Here is a 22,523-nt window from a genome sequence, read left to right as displayed (position 1 = left end):
TAGCGATCGCTCAATTTTGTAACTTCATGGATAAGGTAAGGGTGAATGCTGTGCTCCTTCAGTCCAGCCCGGACAAAGTTAGCAATTTTTGCTTCATCTTCGACAAACAGAACGTTCACAAGCCTTCACTACTTTACTTACTGTTTCAGTATAAGTTCTTCATCCTTGTGCTTAAATTACAAAACTGTAATTCAGAAAGCAGGTGGACTGTAATTTTAAGGTGGCTTAATTAGAAACATGAACACCCTACCTTTTCCTCCGAATCCAGGCGATCGCAATCAGCGTCCACCTCGACCTGATTTTAAAGCGGCGACGGCAAAGTTAGGAGTTACAGAACAGCAGTTAAAAGATGCACTAGGTATTCCCCCTCATACTCCTGGTATTGATAGCCCTAATTCACCAAAATAGCTATTCACATTCGGTTAAAAATCGAAGGTTGTGCGAATTACACCCACATACTGCGTATCATTTCTGCTGTCGTTTTCTGGGTTGAGAATCACCCAAAAACCAGGAGTAACTGAGATATTATCGTTCAGACGATAACGATAGAATGCTTCGATATGGTAAGCGTTGTCTTGGTCTTGACGGACATCACTGTTAGAGACACGCGGCGGTATACCAAAGAGAATTCCCGGCAAGTTACCCTCACCCCCCACATCAGGAAACGACATACCGATCGCCCCAAACCAGACGTTGGCATTGTCACCATTGTTCACAAATAGAGAATCTGTTCCACCTCTGCCATTGGAAATATCACTCAAACCAGAACTCTTGGCATTTGCCCAAATATATCCACCCCAAGCGTGGATTTGGAAATTCGGGGAGAAGCGATAGAATCCCTGTGCGCCGACAATATCGTTGGAAGTAGCAATGTTGTTACCAAAAGGAGCGTTTGACAGGGCGCTACCCGTCCCAGCTGCGACATCGACTGCTCCAGCAGGGCTATAGCCATGAGAGTAGGCAACACCGATCGCTCCTTGCTCACCATAATAGGCTAAGTGCGCCAAGGCGTTGTAGCCGCCATCAAACAAGCCGTTGCTAGCCGATGGGACATTAGGACTGCTGGCTAAATAACCCAAGGTGAGAACCAAGTCTTTGGTAATGTTCCAGTTAGCGGCTGCACCACCGCCACCTCGCCGGAATAAGGGACTGTATGATCCAAAAAGGGAGGGAACCCCATTGCCGTCGTCTGCGATTCTGGGGGGAGTGACGGTGGTTGAAATATCGGTGTAACCAATGCCTGTGGGGCCAACAACGAAGTTAAGAGACTCACTGACTGGGAAGTAGTAACGGATGTGGGGGACAAGAAGTGTATCGTTGCTGTCATTGTCGAAGTTAAGGCGTGTCATCCCTGTACCTGTGGCGGTGGCAATTTGGCTTGTACCATTAGAATTCGCAAAGTTGCCAAACTCCAGGCGGACTCGCAACAAATCTTTCCCCGTAAAGCTACTCTCTAAGTTGAGACGACCCCGATTTGCAAAGTAGGGACGGGAATCATCGCGTTCGCCACCCACGCTATTACCAAAAGTATCACTAACGGCGGTAATAATTTGAGCAGTTAGCTTGGTAGTAGTAGAAAATTGCTGCTCTTCCAACGTTGCTGTGTGTGCCTCCAGGGTATCCACCCGCCCACGCAGAGTTACCAATTCTGTCGCAAACTCTGTTTGCAAATTTTGCAGCACTGCCAAATCTTCTTTTTTAACTAAATCATTAGTACCCGCAGCAATTAATTCATTCACCCGGTCTAAACAGGCATTTAAACCAGCTGCAAATTCATAACGACTCAACGCACGATTACCGCGATAGGTTGCGTTAGGATAACCTGCAATACAGCCATAACGTTCGACCAATGATTGCAATGCCTGAAATGCCCAATCGCTTGGTTTGACATCAGAAAGTTGGGAAACAGAATTAACTTGTCCCTCCAGATTCCTATTAGCATCTACTGCATTAGAATCATCTTTGGGAGGTGCTGCCCAAACTGCTGGAATTGCCAAAAATAAGATAAAAAAGCTATGAAAAATAATTTTTAGCATTGGCTTATTACTTGATAATGGTTTAATTATGACTTTGTAAATAAGAAGATAATACTCGGACGAAAGCTTTTAGTTCTGAGCTTATCAGCTTTAAATTTACAGATTATAAGCCGATATTTTTTTAATTAAAACAATGTAGTAAGCAAATAATTAATTCATAATTAAACAATACTTAAAACAGCCCACAGTTAATTTTTATAGCAATCCTAAATCATTCGTTAAAATCTCTCTTTCTTCTCTCTGATATCATGTCCGGCAAATTAGTTATAATTCCTGCATCTGTGCAAGAACTTGAAAACTCTTTTTCCCCCTGCCCGCTTGCGCTCTTAATGATAAGTCTTTAACGGGACACGATATAAGTTCTCTGCGCCTCTGCGGTTCGTCGATGCGTAGGTGCTTGCCGCAGAGGATACAGAGATACGAATTACATATCTTCTAACTCAATTCCTTTGGTTTCTTTAATAAAAAAGAGAATGAAAAAGAATGAGGTAGCTGCCGCAATTGTATAGAGTCCATAGGCAGAACCTAGACCGAAATTTTTCAGTATGGGAGGAAATGTTATGGAAATGAGGAAATTCGCAACCCATTGCATTGCAGCAGCAATTGAAAGTGCAGCCGCTCGAATTTTGTTATTAAACATTTCTCCCAACAGTACCCAAACCACTGGTCCCCAGGAGAAACCGAAGCAAAATACATAGAGGTTGGCTGCAATGAGAGCCAGAGTCCCGGCGCTTCCGGTGAGATTGGGGTTCCCAGCAGCATCTAGGGGAGCGTTGCCAAAAAGATAAGTCATCGTTCCCAAGGTCAAGGTCATGCCAATCGACCCTACTATAAGCAAGGGCTTGCGACCAAATTTATCTACAAAGGCGATCGCAATCAATGTTGTAATAATGTTGACGGCTCCTGTAATCACCGTGATTGTTAAGGAACTTTGTTCTGAAAACCCGACTGCACGCCACAAAATACTGCTGTAGTAGAAGATTACATTAATACCAACGAATTGCTGTAATACCGATAAGCCGATTCCTATCCAAACAATCCGAAGGAGTCCACCATTTCTGCTTAAGAGGTCAGAAAATCTGGGTTCGCGTTCTCGAAGTACTGTCTGCCGAATTTCTTCAATTTTTGCCAGCACGTCACCTCCCAAAATCTTGGTCAGAACGTTAGCAGCTTCTGGTTCCCGTCCTTGAGCAACCAAGTACCGGGGAGATTCAGGAATCATTAAGGCTGACATTCCATATAGTACGGCTGGAGGAATTTCTGTCCAAAACATCCAGCGCCAAGCGGCTATGCCAAACAAAAACGGCGACTCGGCTGAACCTGCTGATACAGCAATAAAGTAGTCGCATAGGAGTGCAATGAAAATCCCAACTACGATCGCTAATTGTTGCAGAGATCCTAATCTTCCTCGCAAATGGCTAGGAGAACATTCGGCGATATAAGCTGGCGCGATAACGCTAGCAACACCAACTGCAATCCCACCCAATACCCGCCAAAAGGTAAAATCCCAAATTCCAAAGGGAAGCCCGGAACCAATGGCACTGATGGTAAACAACACTGAAGATGCTACCATTGCCTTGACTCGACCATAACGGTCTGCGATCTTCCCTGCATAAAAGGCTCCTACCGCAGACCCCAATAATGCCAGGGATACGGCAAGACCAGTCTCTACACTATTGGCGTTAAAGGCTGTAGCAATAGCTCCAACTGCACCGTTAATCACTGCGGTGTCAAAACCGAACAGAAAGCCGCCGAGGGCAGCAGCACCAGCAATCAAAATTACATAAAATGTGCTGGATTTGCGACGAGTAGTAGTAGATGTCATAGTTTATATATTTTATATATTGGGCATTGGGCACTTGTACTGAGCGAACGCGAGTGCGTCTCGTAGAGAAGTCGTAAAGCCTGCGGCATAGCTACGCTTAGGGCGCAGCCTCTCGTAGAGAAGTATTGGGCATGGGTGCAGAAAAAAGGAATTTTCCCCCTGCTCCCTGCTCCCTGCTCCCCTGCCTCTTTACCGTCTGGAACGTCTGCGGAGTCTATCAATTACAACTGCCAAAATAATTACTAGTCCTTTGACGACTAGTTGCCAGAAGTAAGATAGGTTCAACAAGGTTAAACCGTTGTTGAGAATAGCAATAATTAATGCACCTAGAAGTGTGCCGCCAATGGTACCAATACCGCCTGTAAAGCTGGTTCCACCTAGAATAACAGCTGCGATCGCATCTAATTCGTAACCTTGACCTAAGATGCCACTAGCACTATAAAGACGGCTGGCACTCATGATTCCTGCTAAACCTGCCAGTAATCCACTAATACCATAGACGAATAGCAAGACACGATTAACTTTAATCCCAGTTAATCTGGCTGCCCGTTCGTTACCACCAACAGCATATATCTGCACTCCTAAAACAGTTTGCCGCAAGACAAACCAGCTAACTATCACAGTCAGTAGCGCAATTATCACTAGCCAAGGAATCGGGCCGATATATGTATTACCCACCCAAGCAAAATTTATGTCACGGTTAATCAGCGTTGTCCCTTTGGCAACTAGAAAGGCAACACCCCGCAAGGCTGTAAGTGAACCCAACGTGACAATAAAAGGTGGTACATCCAAAAAGGTGATGATAGCGCCGTTGACTAAGCCTAAAAGCAATCCTGCTAGCAACGCAGCAGGCACGGCCGCCCAACTCAAAGCTGGCAGTAGTGATATCAGTAAGGCAACTACGGCAGAAACACCCAACATTGAACCAACAGAAAGGTCAATACCTCCGGTGAGAATCACAAAGGTCATTCCTGTCGCCAGCACAATATTGATTGATGACTGACGTAAGATATTAACGATGTTACCGGCTGTGAGGAAGTTGGGAGAAAGGAATGCAAATAAGATGCAGATAATTACTAGGATTGGCAGAATACCCGCAACTTCCAATAGACTGCTAATTGATTTGCGGTTGCGGGATGCGGGATTGTTGGCTAATTTATTGGCAGGCGGTCTGACTGTTTGACTCATGATTCTAATACCTCCGATGCTCCAGTTGCATAGTGCATAATCTTTTCTTGGGCAATTTCTTTACCAAGACTGCCGTCCAGTTCGCCTACCAGCTGGCCTTCTCGCATTACTAAGACGCGATCGCTCATACCAACAATCTCTGATAGTTCGCTGGAAACCATTAAAATAGCTACACCTTGTGCTGCCAATTCGCTCATAATTCGGTAAATTTCGCTTTTGGCACCGATATCTACGCCGCGTGTCGGCTCATCTAACATCAAAACTCTCGGTTTAATGGCTAACCAACGCGCTAGCAGTAGCTTCTGCTGATTACCACCAGAAAGATCGAGCGCTCTAATTTCCAAATTGGCCAGGCGGATATTAAAGTTTTCCACTGCCTCTGTTGACAGCCGATTAACTGAACCCCAGTTAACGATTCCAGCCTTTGCATCCTGTTTGAGTGTGTTGATGGCAATATTCTTGCGGGCGCTCATCTCCAGAAATAAACCTTGGTCTTTGCGGTCTTCTGGGACGTAGCCAATTCCCGCCGCAATGGCATCACTAGGTGTATTAATTTCCAGTTTTTTGCCATTCAAGAATACTTCACCACTGGCTTTGCGGTCTGCACCAAAAACCAACCGGGATAGTTCTGTGCGTCCTGCACCAACCAGCCCGGCTAAACCAACAATTTCTCCAGCATGAACTTTAAAACTAGCCGGCTCAACCTTCTTACGCACATCGCTCATATTTCTGACTTCCAGCACGACTGGGCCTGGATGCATTTGCCGTTGATGTTCGTAAAAGTCTTGCATGGAACGACCGACCATCATCTGCACCAATCGTTGGGGAGAAATTTCACTACGTGTCAGACTGCCAATATATTGACCATCGCGCAGTACACTAATCCGGTCAGCTAGGGCATAGATTTCTTCCATCCGATGGCTGATGTAGATAATGGCAATGCCGTCACTCCGTAGTTTGCGAATTACTTCAAACAAATGCTCACTTTCGCGGTCAGACAGTGCTGCTGTTGGCTCATCCATTACCAAAACGCGGCTTTTGTCCTTCAACGCCCTGGCAATTTCTACTTGCTGCTGTTCTGCGATCGCTAAGGTACTAACCACAGTCTGCGCTGTAAAATTGGCTCCAAGGCTTTCTAGCACTTCCTCTGCTTCGTGTTGCATAGCTTTGCGGTCTAAAAGCTGACCTCGCCGCAACTCGCTACCCATAAACATATTTTCGGCAACGGTTAAATTCGGTGCAACATTCAGTTCTTGATAAATGAGATTAATACCCGCTTTGCGTGCTGTGGCCGGATCGGTAATTTTCAGGGGTTGACCATTGATGCGAATTTCTCCTTCATCGGCAATGTAAGCCCCAGCTAGGATTTTCATCAATGTGCTTTTACCTGCTCCGTTTTCACCCATGAGGGCGTGAACTTCTCCTGGATAAATCGTTAGATTGACATTTTGGAGTGCAGATACACCATGAAATCGTTTCGTAATCCCTTGCATTTCTAACACCGGAGTGGTGGTTGGTGGATCAGGAAATGAGGTTTCAATAGTTCTTGTCATCAGCAGAACCTCTAAAAACAATTTAAAATTTGCAATTGTGAGTTATAAATCAATCAACTCACACCTGATGTGGAATTAAAATCATCACAAAATCATGTTTTAAAAACCCTCTACTATCTTGGAAAATTCTAAATGTCTTCTTCCAATATTTAGAACTTTTCGCAAATGCACATATATACATCATGGGTATGTGCAAAAAGTCTGTCAATGCACCAAAAGACTCAATTCAGATTAGAAATAATTGTTAATTGCAAATTCACAATTTGTATTATTTACCAGCCTTTTTCTGTGCTGATATTATTTTTAGTGATCAACTTAACTGGAATCAGAATGGTAGGATTGCTAGGTTTTTTACCATTTAAAATGTCATTTCCAACCTGAACTGCTTTTTGGGCCATTCCTCGGGGATTTTGAGTAGCAGTTGCGGCATATAAACTATTTTTAGTAGCGATCGCAGTGATTGCTTCTGGCGCACCATCAACCCCTACAATAAAGAATTCTTTACGTTGTGCTTGGTTTGCTGCTAGTTCTGCACCAAGCCCACTCGGATCGTTGATGGCAAAAACAGCATCAATCTTCGGAAAGGTTGTGAGCAAATCACTCATAACTCTGAGTCCTCCATCCCTACTACCCTCTGCATTCTGGTTTTTGGAGAGGATTTTGATATCGGGATATTTGGATAATACATTTTCGCAGCCAGTAATTCGCTGAATCACCGAGTCTACTGGCGGCCCGTTAACTATTACTACATTGCCTTTACCTTTGAGGCGGTCAGCAATATATTTACAACTAACTTCTCCAGCTTGGACATTATTAGTGGTGATGGTGGCATCTACACCTCCTTCAGCGCCTGTGTCTACGGCAACAACAATTCTACCTGCTTGTTTTGCCCTTTCAACTATTGGTCTAATTCCACTTTTATCAGCAGCATTTAAAACAATGATGTCAGCATTGGCAGCAGTAAAATTTTCAATTTGATTGGCTTGTTGGTTGAGGTCATAGGCACTGGAAGCTACAATAACGGTGACATCTTTTCCGCCAATTCTCTTCGCTTCTGCCTCAACTGCTTGTCCCATAACGACGAAGAAAGGGTTACTTAGATCGCCAACGGTAAAGCCAACCGCTCGTAATTTTTTATTCCCAGTGACGGTTTTCGTTTCTGCACTAGTATTGATTGCAGTGTTAGTGCCAGTAGTATTAATAGCAGTGTTGTCATTTTGAGCGCCATTTGTGCAACCAACAACAGCCAAACCTAATATGCCAGCTATGAGCGAAATTCTCTTCATAATTCATCTATTTTTAGCAATGGATTTAAATTAGAAAAAGTCAGTAGAATATAAATTTGCCAACCTATCACAATATGAGCTAGGTCTAAAACCTTCAGACATAACCTAGGAATATTGCTAGGTTTGGCAATTTGAACTACTCTCAAACGTCTTCTAATAATATGGTTCTATTTGAGTTAGCGCTATTAATTTCTCTAAATTAGATGTTTTATTTTTTTAAACATAACTATGAGCGCTACACTACGTCAAAAAATCACATTTTTAGTGAAACAACGTTTGGAAGTGCGTGGGCTAAAAACAGCTTTTAACTAAAATTAAGAACTGATCTTATCAAAGTGGGAAATTTGTATTTCCTATTACATTGTTTTAGTTTAACCTGCATTATTGCAAATATGATCCCCGTTTATCGAACTTTACAAAATTAAGGAAGCTATTGCATCTCTATGTAGTTTAAGGTCTTCCCAATAGAGCATTTGCAAAAATTAAGTAATTTTAAGCCGAGGGGAGTTCAAAAAAGTTAATATATTTGAATCAACTCGAATTGAAAAAATAATCCTATAGGAGGAAAGTATTTACTTTTCAATCTATCTTAGAGTAGTAGAAAAATATAGCCGATTACCCTAAATCAAAATCATTTTGTCTTCTTTTGGGAGTCAAATAAAATATGCTTGTGAAGTACACTTATTTGCTATAATAAGTTGCTAGAGATAGTTTTGTTATATCTCGATCAAAATAATTCTTTGGGTATAGGGACAAGAAATACCAAAAAAGTCATTCTCACCCCATTGCAGCCGTTGTCAAAATGTGAAAGAAGGGAAGCGATAAATAGTTCGTTTCGTGTCTGTTCAGTCGGTCTGGGAATTAAAGAAAAGTTGAGCCAGTGGCTATAAACATCAGGACATTTGCACAGATGTTTTATAGTGTTATAAATGGCAATGCGCTATTTTTTAGTGGAAAGAAGGGGCTGAACGATTAGAATCAATCGACAAATGTAGATAAAATGTGAATTTGAGTTAAGAAAAAGCATTGATGCGTAGGCGTAGCCCACCGGAGGGATCGCTAATTCTTAAAAATTCTGATGCCTTCTCAGAAACAATAACTTTTTACACAGCTATGCATACGTGTGCATAGCTGTTGCTAAATATAAGCTCATCTTTTGTTCTACACACCTGTGGAAATGTTAATATTTTTGTCAACTTCACCTACAGAAGTGTCAATTTGTCAATTGTCTAGCATGAGAATACTTGACAATATTAGCCAACTCTTGTAACTGGCTTATCGCTTCTGCACCCTCCAACTTCATTAATTCGCGATCGTCCCATAATTCCATCCAAGTAATCCCGTAATCAGACACTAAAAACCGAATCAGGTGCTTTTCTCCCAAGCTAACCATAAATGAAGCACTCTGCATTTGGTCACCGCATGTATAACAAGACGCAGTATAGCCACGCCCGTTAAGTGTAATTGTCAAGGCTTGCAGGTTCATTACCAAGTCTTGGACGAATTCATGATGTTGTTGCGCTAATCTTAGAAACACTAGTTTTCTCCTACCACTACAGTTATGTGGTTCCTTTTAAAATTTCTTTAGATTTACATCTGATGTTATTTGCTTGCCAAAAGTTCGTGTTTTCGTAAAGACGTGATTAATCTTAATGTTCTGATTCTAAGTAATAAGCTAAACTCCCAAAGCCGTTTTAATGTTTTGGACAATCACCTGGGGTGGTTGTGCAACATCCATAGATATGGTATTAAATGGTTCTTCAAGAGTATAAAACTGGCTGTTGAGGAGTTTTTCGCTCATGTAATGATTGCTACGCTCTTGCAACCGCATTTGAATCAACTCATAAGACCCTTTGAGGTAAACTAGCTTGATGCGTTCGCTATCGAATACCAAAAATTGCCGATAGCTGTCTTTTAGAGCCGAACACGCCAGCACCACATTTTTATTTTCTTGTAGCCAATGTTTTATCGCTGTTTGCAAATCTTGTAACCAAGGTATCCTGTCAGCTTCACTTAGAGGAATACCGCGCCGCATTTTCTCAACATTCTCTGGTGAGTGGAAAGCATCAGCATCGCTAAACTCCCATTGTAACGATTCTGCTAGCAGTTTTCCTATGGTGGTTTTGCCCGAACCTGATACACCCATTAGGATAATAATCATTGACTGCTTAATCATATTTTTCTTCAAAAAAGTTAAGTTATGGAAATGGAGGCTGAATTTAAGACTCCTTTCTATACAACATGTGAGTTGTATTAAAAATATCTTGACAAATAATGATTATTTATATTACAAAAAATGCACACAATTGCAAAAATTTTAAACCTTATATAAAAAAATGAATGAAAAAAGAATTTCAATTGCAGATATTGCTCAAAGAGCAGGCGTTTCTCATTGCACAGTTTCACGCGCTTTGCGAGATAACGCTCTCATTAGCCCCAAAGTGCGAGAGAAAATTAAGCAACTAGCGCAGGAGATGAACTATGTGCCTAATGCTATTGCTCAAAGCTTGCAAAATAAACGCACTAATACCAGTGGAGTAGTAGTAACTTCAATTGCAGATCCCTTTTTTGCTGAGGTAGTAGAGGGAATCGACAAGATAGCTAGACCCGCAGGCTTGAGTGTTTTGTTAAGTGCTTCACACCGAAATCTTCAGCAGAAAATAGCAGCTATTAATAGTTTTCATCGCCGGAGACTGGATGATATATTATTTTTAAGTTGTTTTAACTACTACTGAAAGATATAAAAATTCTACTTCTTTAGACATAATTAATAATTGTTACCAGTAGTTACTGGGCATCAGAATAATTTGAATGTTTTTTATCAGAAAAATTCTTACTAAATTTATACAAAATATACAACTTATACACTATCTAAAACCTCACCTTTAACAGGAGATGTTAGAGTAAAAACTGTTAAAAAAATTATTTTCCCGGATCAAACAAATAGTTGATCTTGGCAATGCTGTCATGGAAGCTAGTGTCTTTAAGGTAACTACAAAAAATAAATTATCCGATTTTTGGAATCAAAATGACTTTTGCTCTCTCTGCTCCCTGCCCTAAAAGCAATGGGATATTTTTGGAAGTTCTTAGTATCCTAATTGTTGCAATTAAAGCTGCTAAGGGAGTAGATAATTTCAAAGGTAATAGGCTATTCATGCCTACTGATGAGACGTTTATTGAACTTCAAGCAAGCACAAAAAATGTACTGTTTAAGGACATTATAAAGTTTAAGAAAACCTCAATTTTGAAACGTTGATGCATATAAATAATAAATTTCCTAGTAATCCTTCATCTCTACAAGGGCTACGAGTACTTCTTGTAGATAATGATGTCAATTTCTGCAATTCGTTCACGCCGATGTTGCAATACTATGGTGTGAGCGTGCAAGCGGCATCTTTAAAAGAGCAAGCTCTGGAAATATTTGTGCAATGGGAACCTGATGTCCTCTTAAGTGATATTTCCACGCCAAATGAAGATGGCTATGCTCTGATTCACCAACTGAGAACACATGCGGGAGAGCGAGGCAAAGCAGTACCAGCGATCGCTCTAACAAGCACTGTAACAGAAGATATGTATCAAAACGCACTTTTAGCTGGGTTTAGTCTATGTTTTGCTAAACCCGTAGTTATTGATGATTTTGTTGCGGTGCTTGGCATTTTAGCAATTACTAATAATCCTCATCCTCATGGTAACTACTTTTAATTAATGTCTTAGATATAGCGGTTCTCGGTTAAGTAAGGTACAACAACTCCACCGCCAACCCCCTCCCCGCTCTTTGAGCTACGGTGTACACACAAGTCGAAAAATCCTCTAGCCACATTTTATTTTTGTCAAAGTGAAACTGTCACACAGAGAGGCAATCCCGCCCAGAATTGAAGTTCGGCGGCTGATAGAGAAAGTCCACAAAGCCTGGACTTCAGCTATGAGACTCGGTATTCATTCTGAGGCGAGATAAAACGCAGTGCGAGATTTATTAATAAAGATATGGTTACGGACTTGTATGTACACCGTAGGCTCTTCGAGAGGGGACTATGATGTAGCTCGTATGATTAGGAAACGCTATATAGTAGTCTAACTTTTGAGAATAATATGGGTCATTTATTGGTGGAAATAATTTTTCTTAAAAGACTACTAATAAATTTAATAAACGATAGGATTAATCTCAGGAGTTATCAAATGTATATTTTAACTCAATTAGTTTTGCTTTTGAGTAGCGGAATTATTGGTATTGCATTTATTCTAGCTTCTTATTTCTTGGCAATGACTTGGATTTAGGAAACTTAGGTTGTTTATTTAACTTGTAGTTAAACTATTATTATATACAAGGCAAGTAAGTAAACTGACCTAAAATATAAACTTAATCTGCCAAATTATTGCAGTGCTAAACTTCATCCTATGACATCTGATCAACCCTTTGAGCAACCTACATCTGAATCTACCGCTAATGATGCGTTCGACGTAGAGCAGCAAGACATTGCAGATGCTTTATTTCCCGTCGTTGGTATTGCCGCCTCTGCGGGTGGATTAGAGGCGTTTACGGAGTTGCTCAAATATTTGCTTACCGATACAGGGATGGCATTTGTGCTGATTCAACACTTAGACCCTAACCACAAGAGTCTGTTGAGCGAGATTCTGGCAAGAGAAACTCAAATGCCCGTTACTGAAGTTCAAGACGGCGTGAGTGTAGAACCTAACAAGGTCTACATTATTCCGCCTAACACTAAGATGATCTTATCTAATGGAGTGTTGCAACTTACGCCGCGAGAGAAAGTTGGCGGTAAATATATGCCTGCTGATGCGTTCTTTACTTCATTGGCAGCAGATCGAGGGAACAAAGCGATCGCAGTAGTTTTATCTGGAGCAGATGGAGACGGTTCACTTGGGTTAAAGGCAATCAAGGCAGCCGGAGGCGTGACTTTTGCTCAGTGTGAAGACACCGCAAAATTCGATAGTATGCCCAATACTGCTGTTGCCACCGGGAATGTTGATTTTATTCTGCCGCCTGAAAAAATCGCCGACGAACTGGTAAACCTCAGTCGCAATGCTTTTATTTCTGGCTCATTACCAGCGATCGCAATTGAAAAGTTGCCCGAACAGGGCGATGCCCTGGCGATTATATTTGTGTTGTTGCGATCGGCAACTGGCGTTGACTTCAGCCACTACAAGCCCAACACCCTCGATCGCCGAATCCAGCGCCGAATGCTGTTGTATAAACTAGAACGCTTGGAGGATTATGCCCAGTTTTTGCAAGAAAATCCGAGTGAAGTCAAAGCACTCTATGAAGAAATTCTGATCCACGTCACCTATTTTTTCCGTGACCCCGAAGCATTTCAACTCTTGAAAGAGCAAGTTTTTCCCACTATCATCCAAAACAAATCGCCAGAGTTGCCGATTCGGATTTGGGTAGCTGGGTGTTCCACAGGCGAAGAAGTCTATTCGATCGCCATCTCCTTGCTGGAGTTTTTGTCGGATAAAGTTACCCTACCGCCGATCCAGATTTTTGCCACAGACATCAGCGAGATAGCGATTGAGAAAGCAAGATCAGGCATTTATACAGAGAATCAAATGGTGGAAGTCTCACAAGAGCGTCGCCGCAGATTCTTTAATGCCCTTGAAGGCGGTGGGTATCGAATTAGTAAAGCCGTCCGCGAACTGTGTGTGTTTGCCCGACAAAACTTGGGTAGTGACCCCCCTTTTTCCAACTTAGATTTAATTAGCTGTCGCAATGTACTGATTTACTTGGGCGAAACGTTGCAAAAACGGATATTGCCCATCTTCCATTACAGTCTCAACTCGACTGGTTTTTTGCTGCTAGGGACTTCAGAAAGCACTGGTAAATATTCAGAGTTATTTACTCAGATTGATAAAAAGAATAAAGTTTATGCCAAAAAGCTAACTGTAAATCGTCCAATTCTATCGTTCGTTACCAGCAATTATCCGAGCGCAAAAGTTGACGAACTCGAGCCGACCAATGAGAATCCATCAAATGATTTTGATTTAGAGAGAAAAACTGACCAACTGATCTTGAATCGCTATGCCCCGGTGGGTGTAGTAATCAACAACAAAATGGAAGTGCTGCAACTTCGGGGAGAAATCGATCTCTACCTAAAAGTTTCACCTGGAAAACCGAGTCTCAACTTATTTAAAATGGTGCGCCAGGGTTTACTCGCCGAGCTACGCACCACAATTTATCAGGCACAACGGCAAAAAATTTTAGTTAGAAGGCAAGGGTTACGCATTGAAGAGGGCGATCTTTCAAAAATCGTCAATATTGAAGTGATTCCATTCAAGCCTGCGACTGACGAAGAACTCTACTTTCTGGTTTTATTTGAAGAAGCTCCACCCACGGTTAGCAACCTCAGTTCTTTTAATCCTCAAAGCCAAGAGCACGAAGACTTAGTGCGTGAGATTGTTCGGCTAAAGCTTGAACTCGCAAACGCCAATCAAGAGCGGGCTGCGACTCAAGATTATCTGCAAACGGTGATCCAACAGCAGGAGCACATCAATCAAGACCTGAAAGTTGCCAATGAAGAAATCATCTCCAGCAATGAAGAGTTACAAAGCACCAATGAGGAGCTAGAAACTGCCAAAGAAGAGATTCAGGCAACTAACGAAGAACTCAACACAACCAATGAAGAACTTCGCTTTCGAAATCTGGAATTACACCAAGTTAACAACGATCTCACGAATTTGCTTGCCAGTATCAATATTCCCATTTTGATATTGACAAATGACTTACGGGTTCGACGTTTTACGCCAATGGCGCAGCGGCTTTTCAATTTAATTCCCACCGATGCTGGACGACCCTTAAGCGATATCAGAGCCAATCTGAATATTCCTGATTTAGAAGCTCTAATTTTGGAAGTACTTGACACACTCGGCATCAAAGAATTAGAAGTCCAAACTCTGGGGGGACATTGGTACAACCTCCGCATCCGTCCTTATCGCACCATAGAAAACCAGATTGACGGTATAGTGTTGGTGTTAATAGATATTGATGTTCTTAAACGCAGTGCAGAAAGGTTAGAACAAGCCCGGAATTATGCTGAAGCGATTGTGGAGACGGTACAAGTGCCGTTAATCGTGCTTGATTCTGATTTCCGAGTGAACAAAGCCAATCGCTCGTTTTATGAAACATTTCAGGTTTCACCATCACAGACAGCGCAATCTCTGATTTTTGAACTAGGGAACGGTCAGTGGAACTTACCTGGACTACAACAGATCCTAGAAGACATTCTCGCCAACGATACCACTATTGAAAACTTAGAGGTAGAGCATCGTTTTGAGCAGATTGGGCAGAAAACTATGCTGCTTAATGCTTGGAAAATTGTTCAACAGGGAGAGTCCCAAAAGATTTTGCTGGCGATTGAAGATATTAGCGATCGCAAGCAGTTTGAATTAGAGCGATCGCAACTCTTAGCACAGGAGCAGTCAGCCCGTCAAGAAGCGGAAAATGCCAACCAAGCTAAAAATGAATTCCTGTCGAACCTCTCCCATGAACTTCGTAACCCGCTCAATACTATACTTGGCTGGGCGGAACTTATCCGCACCCGCGATTTAGATGAAGCAGCAGTCACTCGTGCCTGGGAAGTGGTGGAGCGGAGTGCTAATGTGCAGGCTCAGTTAATCGATGATATGCTGGATCTCTCACGGATTACGAGTGGAAAGCTTCATTTAAAGACTCGTCTAATCGATCTAGTTTCAGTAGTGAATGCCGCCATTGAGTCTATCGAATTTTCCGCAGAGGCAAAAGGCATTCAAATTGTTTCACAGTTGAACTCGGCGACAGTTGTCGGAGATTTTGACCGTTTACAGCAAGTTATGTGGAATTTACTTTCTAACGCGATTAAGTTCACTCCAACCGATGGGCGACTGGGAGTTATGCTCCAAGCTGTATATAGTCAGGCTGAAATTCGAGTCAGCGACACAGGAATTGGTATCCCGGCAGACTTGCTGCCGTATGTGTTTGAGCGCTTCCGCCAAGGAGATTCCAGCAGTACCAAAACAAGTCAGGGGCTTGGATTGGGCTTGTCAATCGTTCGTCATATTGTAGAACTTCACGGTGGAACAGTTCAAGCGCAAAGTCCAGGACAGGGGCAAGGAACCACAATTATCATCAGGCTGCCTCTGCGCTCAATGCCGCCGCAAATTACACCGCCAACTTATTTAGAGCCAAGCCTTTTATCAGAGACTCCAGATCCATTAGATGGTAAAAATCCATCCCTTACCTTTGAAGGGTTGTGCATCTTGGCTGTAGACGATCAAGGGGATAGCCGCGACTTAATCAAGTGCATGTTAGAAGACTTCGGGGCTGAAGTAGTAGTTGTTACATCGACAAGGGAAGCGATCGCTGCTCTAACTGAATCTCCTGCCAGATATGATCTGCTTCTAGCAGATATTGGCATGCCACAGGAGGATGGTTACTCTTTAATTCGTCAGGTTAGAGAGCTTGAGGCTAAAGCTGGGGGACAAATTCCAGCAGCAGCAATCAGTGCCTATGCCACCGAGCAAGAGCGGCAAAGGGCGATTGATGCTGGTTTCCAAATGCATCTAGCTAAACCGATTAAGCTTACTCAATTGGTATTGATGATTGCAAAGTTGAGTGCAGGAATCATAGATAATTCGTAATTCGTAATTGTGGGTACTGTTGCAATACAATTCAGTTAAGCATTTTTTTCTTCTCTCTGTTCCCTCTGTACCTCTGCGGTAGCCTGCGGTAAGCCGCTTCTCTACGAGAGGCTACGCCAACGCGTCTACGTTAAAAAATTTGACTTTGATAAAGAGTTTTAGCCTTAACTGAACCGTATTGGGTACTGTTGTCAAATATAGCAATACAACATTTGATTTGTGAAATGCGCGGTGTCCAAATCCCCCGCAAGCCTACAGTTGTACACACAAGTTTTTTAGAGTGGCTCCACAGACTTTTAATCTCCCCAACCCTTGTTGAAAAGCAAAGCTGTTTCATTCCCTCATTGGCTCAAAAAAGACTTGTGTTCTGAATGAAAGTCCTCATGTTCTGAATAAAAGTCCTCGTGTTCTGAATGAAAGTCCTCATGTTCTGAATAAAAGTCCTCGTGTTCTGAATGAAAGTCCTCATGTTCTGGATGAAAGTCCTCGTGTTCTGAATGAAAGTCCTCGTGTTCTGAATGAAAGTCCTCGTGTTCTGGATGAAAGTCCTCGTGTTCTGAATGAAAGTCCTCGTGTTCTGAATGAAAGCGCTTGTGTGTACACACAAGTCTTGTCGCAGCCATATCTTTATTAATAAATCTCGCACTACGTTTCTATCCCGCCTCGGAATGAATTCCGAGTCTCATAGCTGAAGTCCACTTAAGTGATTTGTATCATTATTAAAGTGGGATTAGCCAAAAAAGTGGTAATGCCTCCTGCAAATCGCAACATCGGCTCGATTGCATTCAGTAAAAGATTCTCAAACTGACATCTAAATTTATAAAAGTCAGAATAAATAAGAGTTTTGGATTTTTATTTAGCGACTTCCAGAAAATAAATTATCCAATTTACTCAGATAATATATATTTTCTTTCTCCCCCTGCCCCCTGCTCCCCTGCCTACACAGCGATAGGATATTTTTTTAGTTGGAAGTCCCTTAGCGATAGTCATTAAAGAAGGTTAAGCCTACAGTTACTCAGCCTCATCTTCGTCTATTGGAGCAATAGCTCGTTTCGTGGCAAAGCCGTTGAGAATGATATCTCGAATTAAGGACACCTCTTTATCCAAATTCATTGCATGATCCTCATATTTTGTTACGGCACTAGTTAAATTGTAGTTTTTCATCTGTTCTGCCATTTGACGGGAAAATGTAACCTTTTCCTCCATTGCCCGCACAGCCGACCACAGCGCATTTTCGAGATTCTGAGTTTGCTCTGCCAAAAACACATTAGCTGTAAAGGAATGCCCTATGTGACAGCGAAAGCGTAGCGGCTCTTCTTTGCCAATTTGCCAGATGCTGCCGTTGCATTCAGGGCAAGTGTAAGTCGTTCGAGTCCCCACCGTTTCTACATTCTTCAAAAACTCCTGGGTATTCATCTGCTGTTCAGCAATCTTGGATTCAATTTCGATCTCTTCGTTCACAGGGTATGCGTCCTCCTTGGCGGCGGGTTCCTGTGACAACTCCACTAGTCGGTCTGGGATTTCTGCGAGCGGCAGGCAGTAATCGACTTTCACATACCGCAAGGCGCTCTTTGCCATGCTGGGGTATTCTGCTTCCTCCGGGTCTTGAACGATCGCCACTCCGCCTCGTTTTTTGATTGCCTGCAACCCCACCGTGCCATCATCAAGATAACCAGTGAGTACCACACCTACCACCCTTGTACCATAAGCGCGGGCGGCTGAACGAAATAACGCATCGATCGCGGGTCGAAAGCGGTTTTCTTGAGGCCCGCGCACGACACGCATCGAGCCTTGATTCACCAACAGGTGATAATCCGGCGGTGCAACATAGATTCGCCCGGTTTGAATTGGCTCTCCATCTGCCGGGTGAGATGCTGGGAGAGAGCCTACATCTGCAAGAATTTGGGGGAGAATGCTGGGCTTATCTGCTGCAAGGTGCTGAACAATAAAGAAGACAGCATCAATGTCAGCAGGTAGAGCGCCTAAGATTGCGCCTAGTGCTTTGAGTCCGCCTGCCGAAGTGCCAATAACAATAATGTCGTGTCCAACCATAGATTCCTTTTCTTAGTGAATAAAACCGTTTTAGTAGGCAGGGGAAGCGGGGGAAGTTGAGAAAGAGGTAGTAATTGCGATCGCAACTTGGTATCACAATCCCTGCCATTCCCGCTTGGAGAGTTCTTCTATCGGCAATAAACTGGCTTCAATCTCTTGGCGCACAACGTCTGTGATCTCACAGTTGCTATTAAGGCAATCGATAAGCAACTGATTGGCATCGTAATATTGTTGCAATACTTGTTGTTGCTGTGGACTGAAGTGCCAGTGATGCTCAATGTTTCGATGCTTGGCGATCGCAGTTTTTAACTGTTCCATCCAAGCAGGATAACTTGTTTGCCACCATGTCTGAATGCTTTCTCTACTTTGTTCTGGATCGGGCAGTAGGTCTTTAAGTTGTTGTAAAACTTGATGTAAGCCAGCATCTTGAACAATTGCTAAAGCACTACTCACAGCATCGTTGCACCCATAGACATCAGCAAAATTAGATTCGCATTCCATTACTAGGTTATCTAATGCCACATCCAAAAAAATATCTTGATCGAAGATGCAGACAAGGGCAAAGTACGGGGTAAGGTGAGGAGTCCTAGCCAGGGCAAGATAAAACGCCCGAATTGCAGCAGACTCAGAAGCAAGGAGAGATTTTTGACTTGCCCAAGTTAAAAATTTTTGCAAATATGGATCTTGAGCCGCTAGGGCATCAATTTCTTGCTTCATCAACAGTACCAAAAAATCTGCATTCCGTAGCATGGCAACCGTTAACAAAAAGATTTCACGCCACCTGGGTTCAGTAATATGAGTTACCAGACGTTCTAAGGGTTGTTTTAATGCTTGTAAATTATAACTGCCCGCGATTTTTCGAGCAGTCAGGTATTCTTGAAACGTCAAATAAGAAAAAGAGAAAATCCCCCGCACTCGTTCTGCTAGTAATCCATGTTGCAACTCTATCGCCTGAAGTACTCCTTTACTATCTAATTCCAATTCCTCTGCTTCTGTGGAAGCATTCGGCAAATCACCGATATAATCGCTAATGTGTTGCTCAACAATATGTTGTTCAAAAAAGTAATTACCCTGCTCAAATGTCGCGCTAGCAACCTGACTCAGCAACTTAAGTTTTTGTGGTAATAAAAAACCTTGGTATATTTCATCTCGCTCAATTGCTTTAGTTTCGTCCCATTTGCCCAAGAGTAGGTCTAAACACTGCTTATAAAAAGCAGATTTTTGGGTTGGAAATTTGTTCTGGTGATGAAAAACCCAACAGGCGAGATGCAAAAACAAGGGAGTGATAGCAAGTCTTTGAAATTGTAAATTTTCGGGTAAATCTAGTTTCTCAATAAACTCAAATGCCTGTTCTTGTTTATCCTGCATGTTCGTTTTCGTAACTGCTGTAAACCACTTCTGAGCAAAAGCAACAATTTGATCTTGACTAAAAGGGGCAATTTCAACATTTGTAAAGCGTTTGACGTTCAAAGCTTTAGCTGCCGTGCGGCAGGTGACGACAAACATATTCTTTTGATACTTCTCAGATAGTCTGCGAATCTCATTGACGACACCCTTACTCTGTTGATGGAGTACTTCATCTAATCCATCCAGCAACAGCAATACTCTGCCTTCCAACAACAAAGTTTCCAGCACAGATGGATCTGAAATTCCACAGGTGAGGAAGTCTTCGCAAATATAGTTCAGTAAATTGAACTCTCCTACTTCTCTAGATTTGTCAGCAAAATCTCTTAAGGTGACAAAAATAGGAACCCGATTTCCTGCAAATCTCCCTCGGTTGCATTGAATCGCCAGATGTTGTAAAAAAGTGGTTTTACCTGCTCCCGGTTTACCCAACACCCGCAGCTTTGAGTAAGTTTGAACTGCCGTGATTCCCGCCATTTGTGTCTGGGATACTTCACCTAAACCAAAGCGATCAAATTCTTTTGATGTAAAGTTTTGCAAATCAGCAAACTCTAACCACTGAAGGCTGGCAATCTCCTCCAAAATGTTGACATCGATATAAATGTCGTCTATTCTAACGGGGCGAGTAACATCTAATAACTGCAAAGTGCCGCACTGGTCTTGAATTTTGTCGAAGCGTTGCGATCGCACTTGTTGTACTAGAGCATCAATATCTAAAAATTCAGCAGTACTAAGTTCTTTTGATTCAGAGAATTCTTCTGGAGGATTAGCCGCAATCTCCCGCCAATTCAACGACAACACAGAACAAATGTCTATAAAGATATGACGCTCAACAGGACGGCCACTAAAAAACCGCCAAATTGGTTGGCGAGTCTTTAAGTTGACTTCAAAAGCCAAATTGTCTTGTGTCCACCCCTTATGAGCGAACGCTTTTCTAGCTTGTTGAATCCCGGCGAGTGATGCTTGGAGCGATCGCTTGACCATAGGAGCTTACACACATAAAATAATAATTATTCAAGTTGACATTATTACAACACACAGTTTTTGAACTACTTAGAAACTAAGTAAGCTATTTTAGCTATTTTTAAATGTTAATGATTGCTTTCAAGCATTTTCAGCCAATATCCTGTAATCGCATTTTCTCAGTAAACTATGAATGATAAAGTATTTTTTGTAACTCAAAACTGAGTTTTAGATAAAGTTTTTGTATATCTATAGGACTAATATTTGATTCCTGAAAAAGCTCGATACAGATTGAAAAGCCTAATTCCTTACTCCCTACTCCCCACTCCCCGCCCACGTAGATAATTTCAAAAATCAAATACGATTCCTATAGTACCTTTAGTGGTACGGCAAGCTTAAAATTTATGTACGATTGAATACTCGTGATTATTATACCACTTCTGTATGCTTAAGTGTACTGGTGTATAAAGTTAGATTGTTACAATTAATATTTAAATAAGTGAGATTAAGGTTGTGATTTAGAGGTTTATCTGCCGACATAAGGCTTAAGTTCTCAAGTCATTTTATTGTGTTGCTAGCTTTTAAAATATAATTCGCTCTCAGATGCATGAGCAACGCAAACACATTGAAAGCATAAGATTTTTGTTCTTGATTTTAATAGTTATAGTGTTTTATTTTTAAGCCTACTTATTAAGCAAAATCCTTATTAAAAAAAAGAATACATGCGTGCGACCTCGCCAAAATAAGAAACAATACAGTTCAGTTAAGCCCCAAATCCAATGCAAGAGACGTTGCAATAGCTAGTCTCTACATACCTAAAATCAATACCAAAAATCCTTAACCCAAGCGTATTAAAATAAAAAATTGAATTCCGTGCTAATGATGGACTTCGACGTGAGCGCTCAGTCGAACGCTAAATAAATGGTGAAACACCATACCAAATTGAAAATTTGGTGCAAAACCATCAATGCCGGGTCAGAATCAATCAGTGAGGGATTCTGACGAACTTTATTGTCTGTGTACACACCTACAGCTGATAAGAAGCCGTCAAAGCTACCGCCAAAGCATCCGCAGCATCATCCGGCTTAGGAATATCATCTAAATCCAACTCCCGCGCCACTGCTTCTTGCACTTCCGACTTATCGGCATTGCCATACCCTGTTAAAGCCTGTTTAATTTGAGCAGGAGTAAACTCTACATAAGGAAGACGACGCTGGCCCAACACTAAAATAACTATACCCCGCGCCTGTGCAACCAGGATTGTACTTGACATTCGATAGAAAAATAGTTTCTCGATCGCAACCAAATCTGGTTTAAATTCCTCCATCACGGTGTGTAAATCATCAAACAAAGTACATAAACGCAGTCCCATTTCTACATCTGCCGACGTTTTAATTACCCCAAAATCCAGCATATTTACTGTAGTCTCTGGTATCTTGTTAGGAGTTTGTGTGCAGGTAATTGCCCCAAATCCTAAAATTGCCAGTCCTGGATCTAATCCTAAAATTCGTTTTTGCATTAAATTCACTTTTATCAAGCTACGGTATTGTTTAACTAGGAATACTGGCAATTTTGACCACTTTCTCTT

The 22,523-nt window shown here is 42.0% G+C and carries 14 protein-coding genes; 4 read left to right on the top strand and 10 right to left on the bottom strand.

Annotated elements, in window-relative coordinates; translation table 11 throughout:
- Positions 1-237: 237 nt before the first annotated feature.
- On the top strand, positions 238-408 hold the full coding sequence (locus LC608_RS28035) for a hypothetical protein (protein WP_229556701.1): 171 nt from the start codon (positions 238-240) through the stop codon (positions 406-408).
- 14 nt (positions 409-422) lie between these two features.
- Here LC608_RS28035 and LC608_RS28030 read toward each other — a convergent pair whose 3' ends face one another.
- The 7 genes from LC608_RS28030 to LC608_RS28000 form a co-directional block, all read right to left on the bottom strand.
- Positions 423-2,036, bottom strand: coding sequence for an iron uptake porin (locus LC608_RS28030; RefSeq protein WP_229556700.1), 1,614 nt, complete (start codon positions 2,034-2,036; stop codon positions 423-425).
- A 424-nt stretch (positions 2,037-2,460) separates the two neighbouring features.
- Positions 2,461-3,861: a sugar porter family MFS transporter gene (locus tag LC608_RS28025; RefSeq protein ID WP_229556699.1), complete on the bottom strand. Its 1,401-nt coding sequence runs from the start codon at positions 3,859-3,861 to the stop codon at positions 2,461-2,463.
- 189 nt (positions 3,862-4,050) lie between these two features.
- Positions 4,051-5,049, bottom strand: coding sequence for a ribose ABC transporter permease (locus LC608_RS28020; protein ID WP_229556698.1), 999 nt, complete (start codon positions 5,047-5,049; stop codon positions 4,051-4,053).
- Positions 5,046-6,602, bottom strand: a complete 1,557-nt coding sequence (locus tag LC608_RS28015; RefSeq protein ID WP_229556697.1) for a sugar ABC transporter ATP-binding protein — start codon at positions 6,600-6,602, stop codon at positions 5,046-5,048. Before LC608_RS28015 ends, LC608_RS28020 begins: the two co-directional genes overlap by 4 nt.
- A gap of 272 nt (positions 6,603-6,874) precedes the next feature.
- Positions 6,875-7,888 carry an ABC transporter substrate-binding protein gene (locus LC608_RS28010; RefSeq protein WP_229556696.1) on the bottom strand — a complete coding sequence of 338 codons (1,014 nt, stop codon included), beginning with the start codon at positions 7,886-7,888 and terminating at the stop codon, positions 6,875-6,877.
- Between the two features lie 1,213 nt (positions 7,889-9,101).
- Positions 9,102-9,425: a DUF1815 family protein gene (locus LC608_RS28005; RefSeq protein WP_229556695.1), complete on the bottom strand. Its 324-nt coding sequence runs from the start codon at positions 9,423-9,425 to the stop codon at positions 9,102-9,104.
- Between the two features lie 138 nt (positions 9,426-9,563).
- Positions 9,564-10,049 carry a gluconokinase gene (locus LC608_RS28000; RefSeq protein ID WP_229556732.1) on the bottom strand — a complete coding sequence of 162 codons (486 nt, stop codon included), beginning with the start codon at positions 10,047-10,049 and terminating at the stop codon, positions 9,564-9,566.
- A gap of 175 nt (positions 10,050-10,224) precedes the next feature.
- Here LC608_RS28000 and LC608_RS27995 point away from each other — a divergent pair, with 175 nt between their 5' ends.
- The 3 genes from LC608_RS27995 (at position 10,225) to LC608_RS27985 (ending at position 16,516) form a co-directional block, all read left to right on the top strand.
- The gene (locus LC608_RS27995) at positions 10,225-10,623 is read left to right on the top strand and encodes a LacI family DNA-binding transcriptional regulator (protein ID WP_229556694.1); all 399 of its coding nucleotides are present in this window, start codon (positions 10,225-10,227) and stop codon (positions 10,621-10,623) included.
- Positions 10,624-11,143: 520 nt separating this feature from the next.
- Positions 11,144-11,590, top strand: a complete 447-nt coding sequence (locus LC608_RS27990) for a response regulator (protein ID WP_229556693.1) — start codon at positions 11,144-11,146, stop codon at positions 11,588-11,590.
- A gap of 693 nt (positions 11,591-12,283) precedes the next feature.
- Positions 12,284-16,516, top strand: coding sequence for a chemotaxis protein CheB (locus LC608_RS27985; RefSeq protein ID WP_229556692.1), 4,233 nt, complete (start codon positions 12,284-12,286; stop codon positions 16,514-16,516).
- Positions 16,517-17,527: 1,011 nt separating this feature from the next.
- Here LC608_RS27985 and LC608_RS27980 read toward each other — a convergent pair.
- The 3 genes from LC608_RS27980 to ruvC all read right to left on the bottom strand — a co-directional run bounded on the left by LC608_RS27980 (position 17,528) and on the right by ruvC (position 22,454).
- Complete coding sequence (locus LC608_RS27980) at positions 17,528-18,568, bottom strand: chemotaxis protein CheB (RefSeq protein ID WP_229556691.1); 1,041 nt, start codon at positions 18,566-18,568, stop codon at positions 17,528-17,530.
- Between the two features lie 93 nt (positions 18,569-18,661).
- A complete protein-coding gene (locus LC608_RS27975) occupies positions 18,662-20,956 on the bottom strand; it encodes an NACHT domain-containing NTPase (protein ID WP_229556690.1) in 2,295 nt (764 codons plus the stop codon).
- A gap of 1,006 nt (positions 20,957-21,962) precedes the next feature.
- The gene (gene ruvC, locus LC608_RS27970) at positions 21,963-22,454 is read right to left on the bottom strand and encodes a crossover junction endodeoxyribonuclease RuvC (RefSeq protein WP_229556689.1); all 492 of its coding nucleotides are present in this window, start codon (positions 22,452-22,454) and stop codon (positions 21,963-21,965) included.
- Positions 22,455-22,523: the final 69 nt, after the last annotated feature.

The sequence above is a fragment of the Nostoc sp. XA010 genome (assembly GCF_020829625.1).
Taxonomy (GTDB): domain Bacteria; phylum Cyanobacteriota; class Cyanobacteriia; order Cyanobacteriales; family Nostocaceae; genus Nostoc.
This window is presented reverse-complemented; position numbering and strand designations above follow the sequence as displayed.

What these genes read in the sequence shown, in the direction of transcription:
- LC608_RS28035 (WP_229556701.1), top strand. Translation starts at nt 238, where the DNA reads ATGAACACCCTACCTTTTCCTCCGAATCCAGGCGATCGCAATCAGCGT.
- LC608_RS28030 (WP_229556700.1), bottom strand. Translation starts at nt 2,036, where the DNA reads ATGCTAAAAATTATTTTTCATAGCTTTTTTATCTTATTTTTGGCAATT.
- LC608_RS28025 (WP_229556699.1), bottom strand. Translation starts at nt 3,861, where the DNA reads ATGACATCTACTACTACTCGTCGCAAATCCAGCACATTTTATGTAATT.
- LC608_RS28020 (WP_229556698.1), bottom strand. Translation starts at nt 5,049, where the DNA reads ATGAGTCAAACAGTCAGACCGCCTGCCAATAAATTAGCCAACAATCCC.
- LC608_RS28015 (WP_229556697.1), bottom strand. Translation starts at nt 6,602, where the DNA reads ATGACAAGAACTATTGAAACCTCATTTCCTGATCCACCAACCACCACT.
- LC608_RS28010 (WP_229556696.1), bottom strand. Translation starts at nt 7,888, where the DNA reads ATGAAGAGAATTTCGCTCATAGCTGGCATATTAGGTTTGGCTGTTGTT.
- LC608_RS28000 (WP_229556732.1), bottom strand. Translation starts at nt 10,049, where the DNA reads ATGATTATTATCCTAATGGGTGTATCAGGTTCGGGCAAAACCACCATA.
- LC608_RS27995 (WP_229556694.1), top strand. Translation starts at nt 10,225, where the DNA reads ATGAATGAAAAAAGAATTTCAATTGCAGATATTGCTCAAAGAGCAGGC.
- LC608_RS27990 (WP_229556693.1), top strand. Translation starts at nt 11,144, where the DNA reads ATGCATATAAATAATAAATTTCCTAGTAATCCTTCATCTCTACAAGGG.
- LC608_RS27985 (WP_229556692.1), top strand. Translation starts at nt 12,284, where the DNA reads ATGACATCTGATCAACCCTTTGAGCAACCTACATCTGAATCTACCGCT.
- LC608_RS27980 (WP_229556691.1), bottom strand. Translation starts at nt 18,568, where the DNA reads ATGGTTGGACACGACATTATTGTTATTGGCACTTCGGCAGGCGGACTC.
- LC608_RS27975 (WP_229556690.1), bottom strand. Translation starts at nt 20,956, where the DNA reads ATGGTCAAGCGATCGCTCCAAGCATCACTCGCCGGGATTCAACAAGCT.
- ruvC (WP_229556689.1), bottom strand. Translation starts at nt 22,454, where the DNA reads ATGCAAAAACGAATTTTAGGATTAGATCCAGGACTGGCAATTTTAGGA.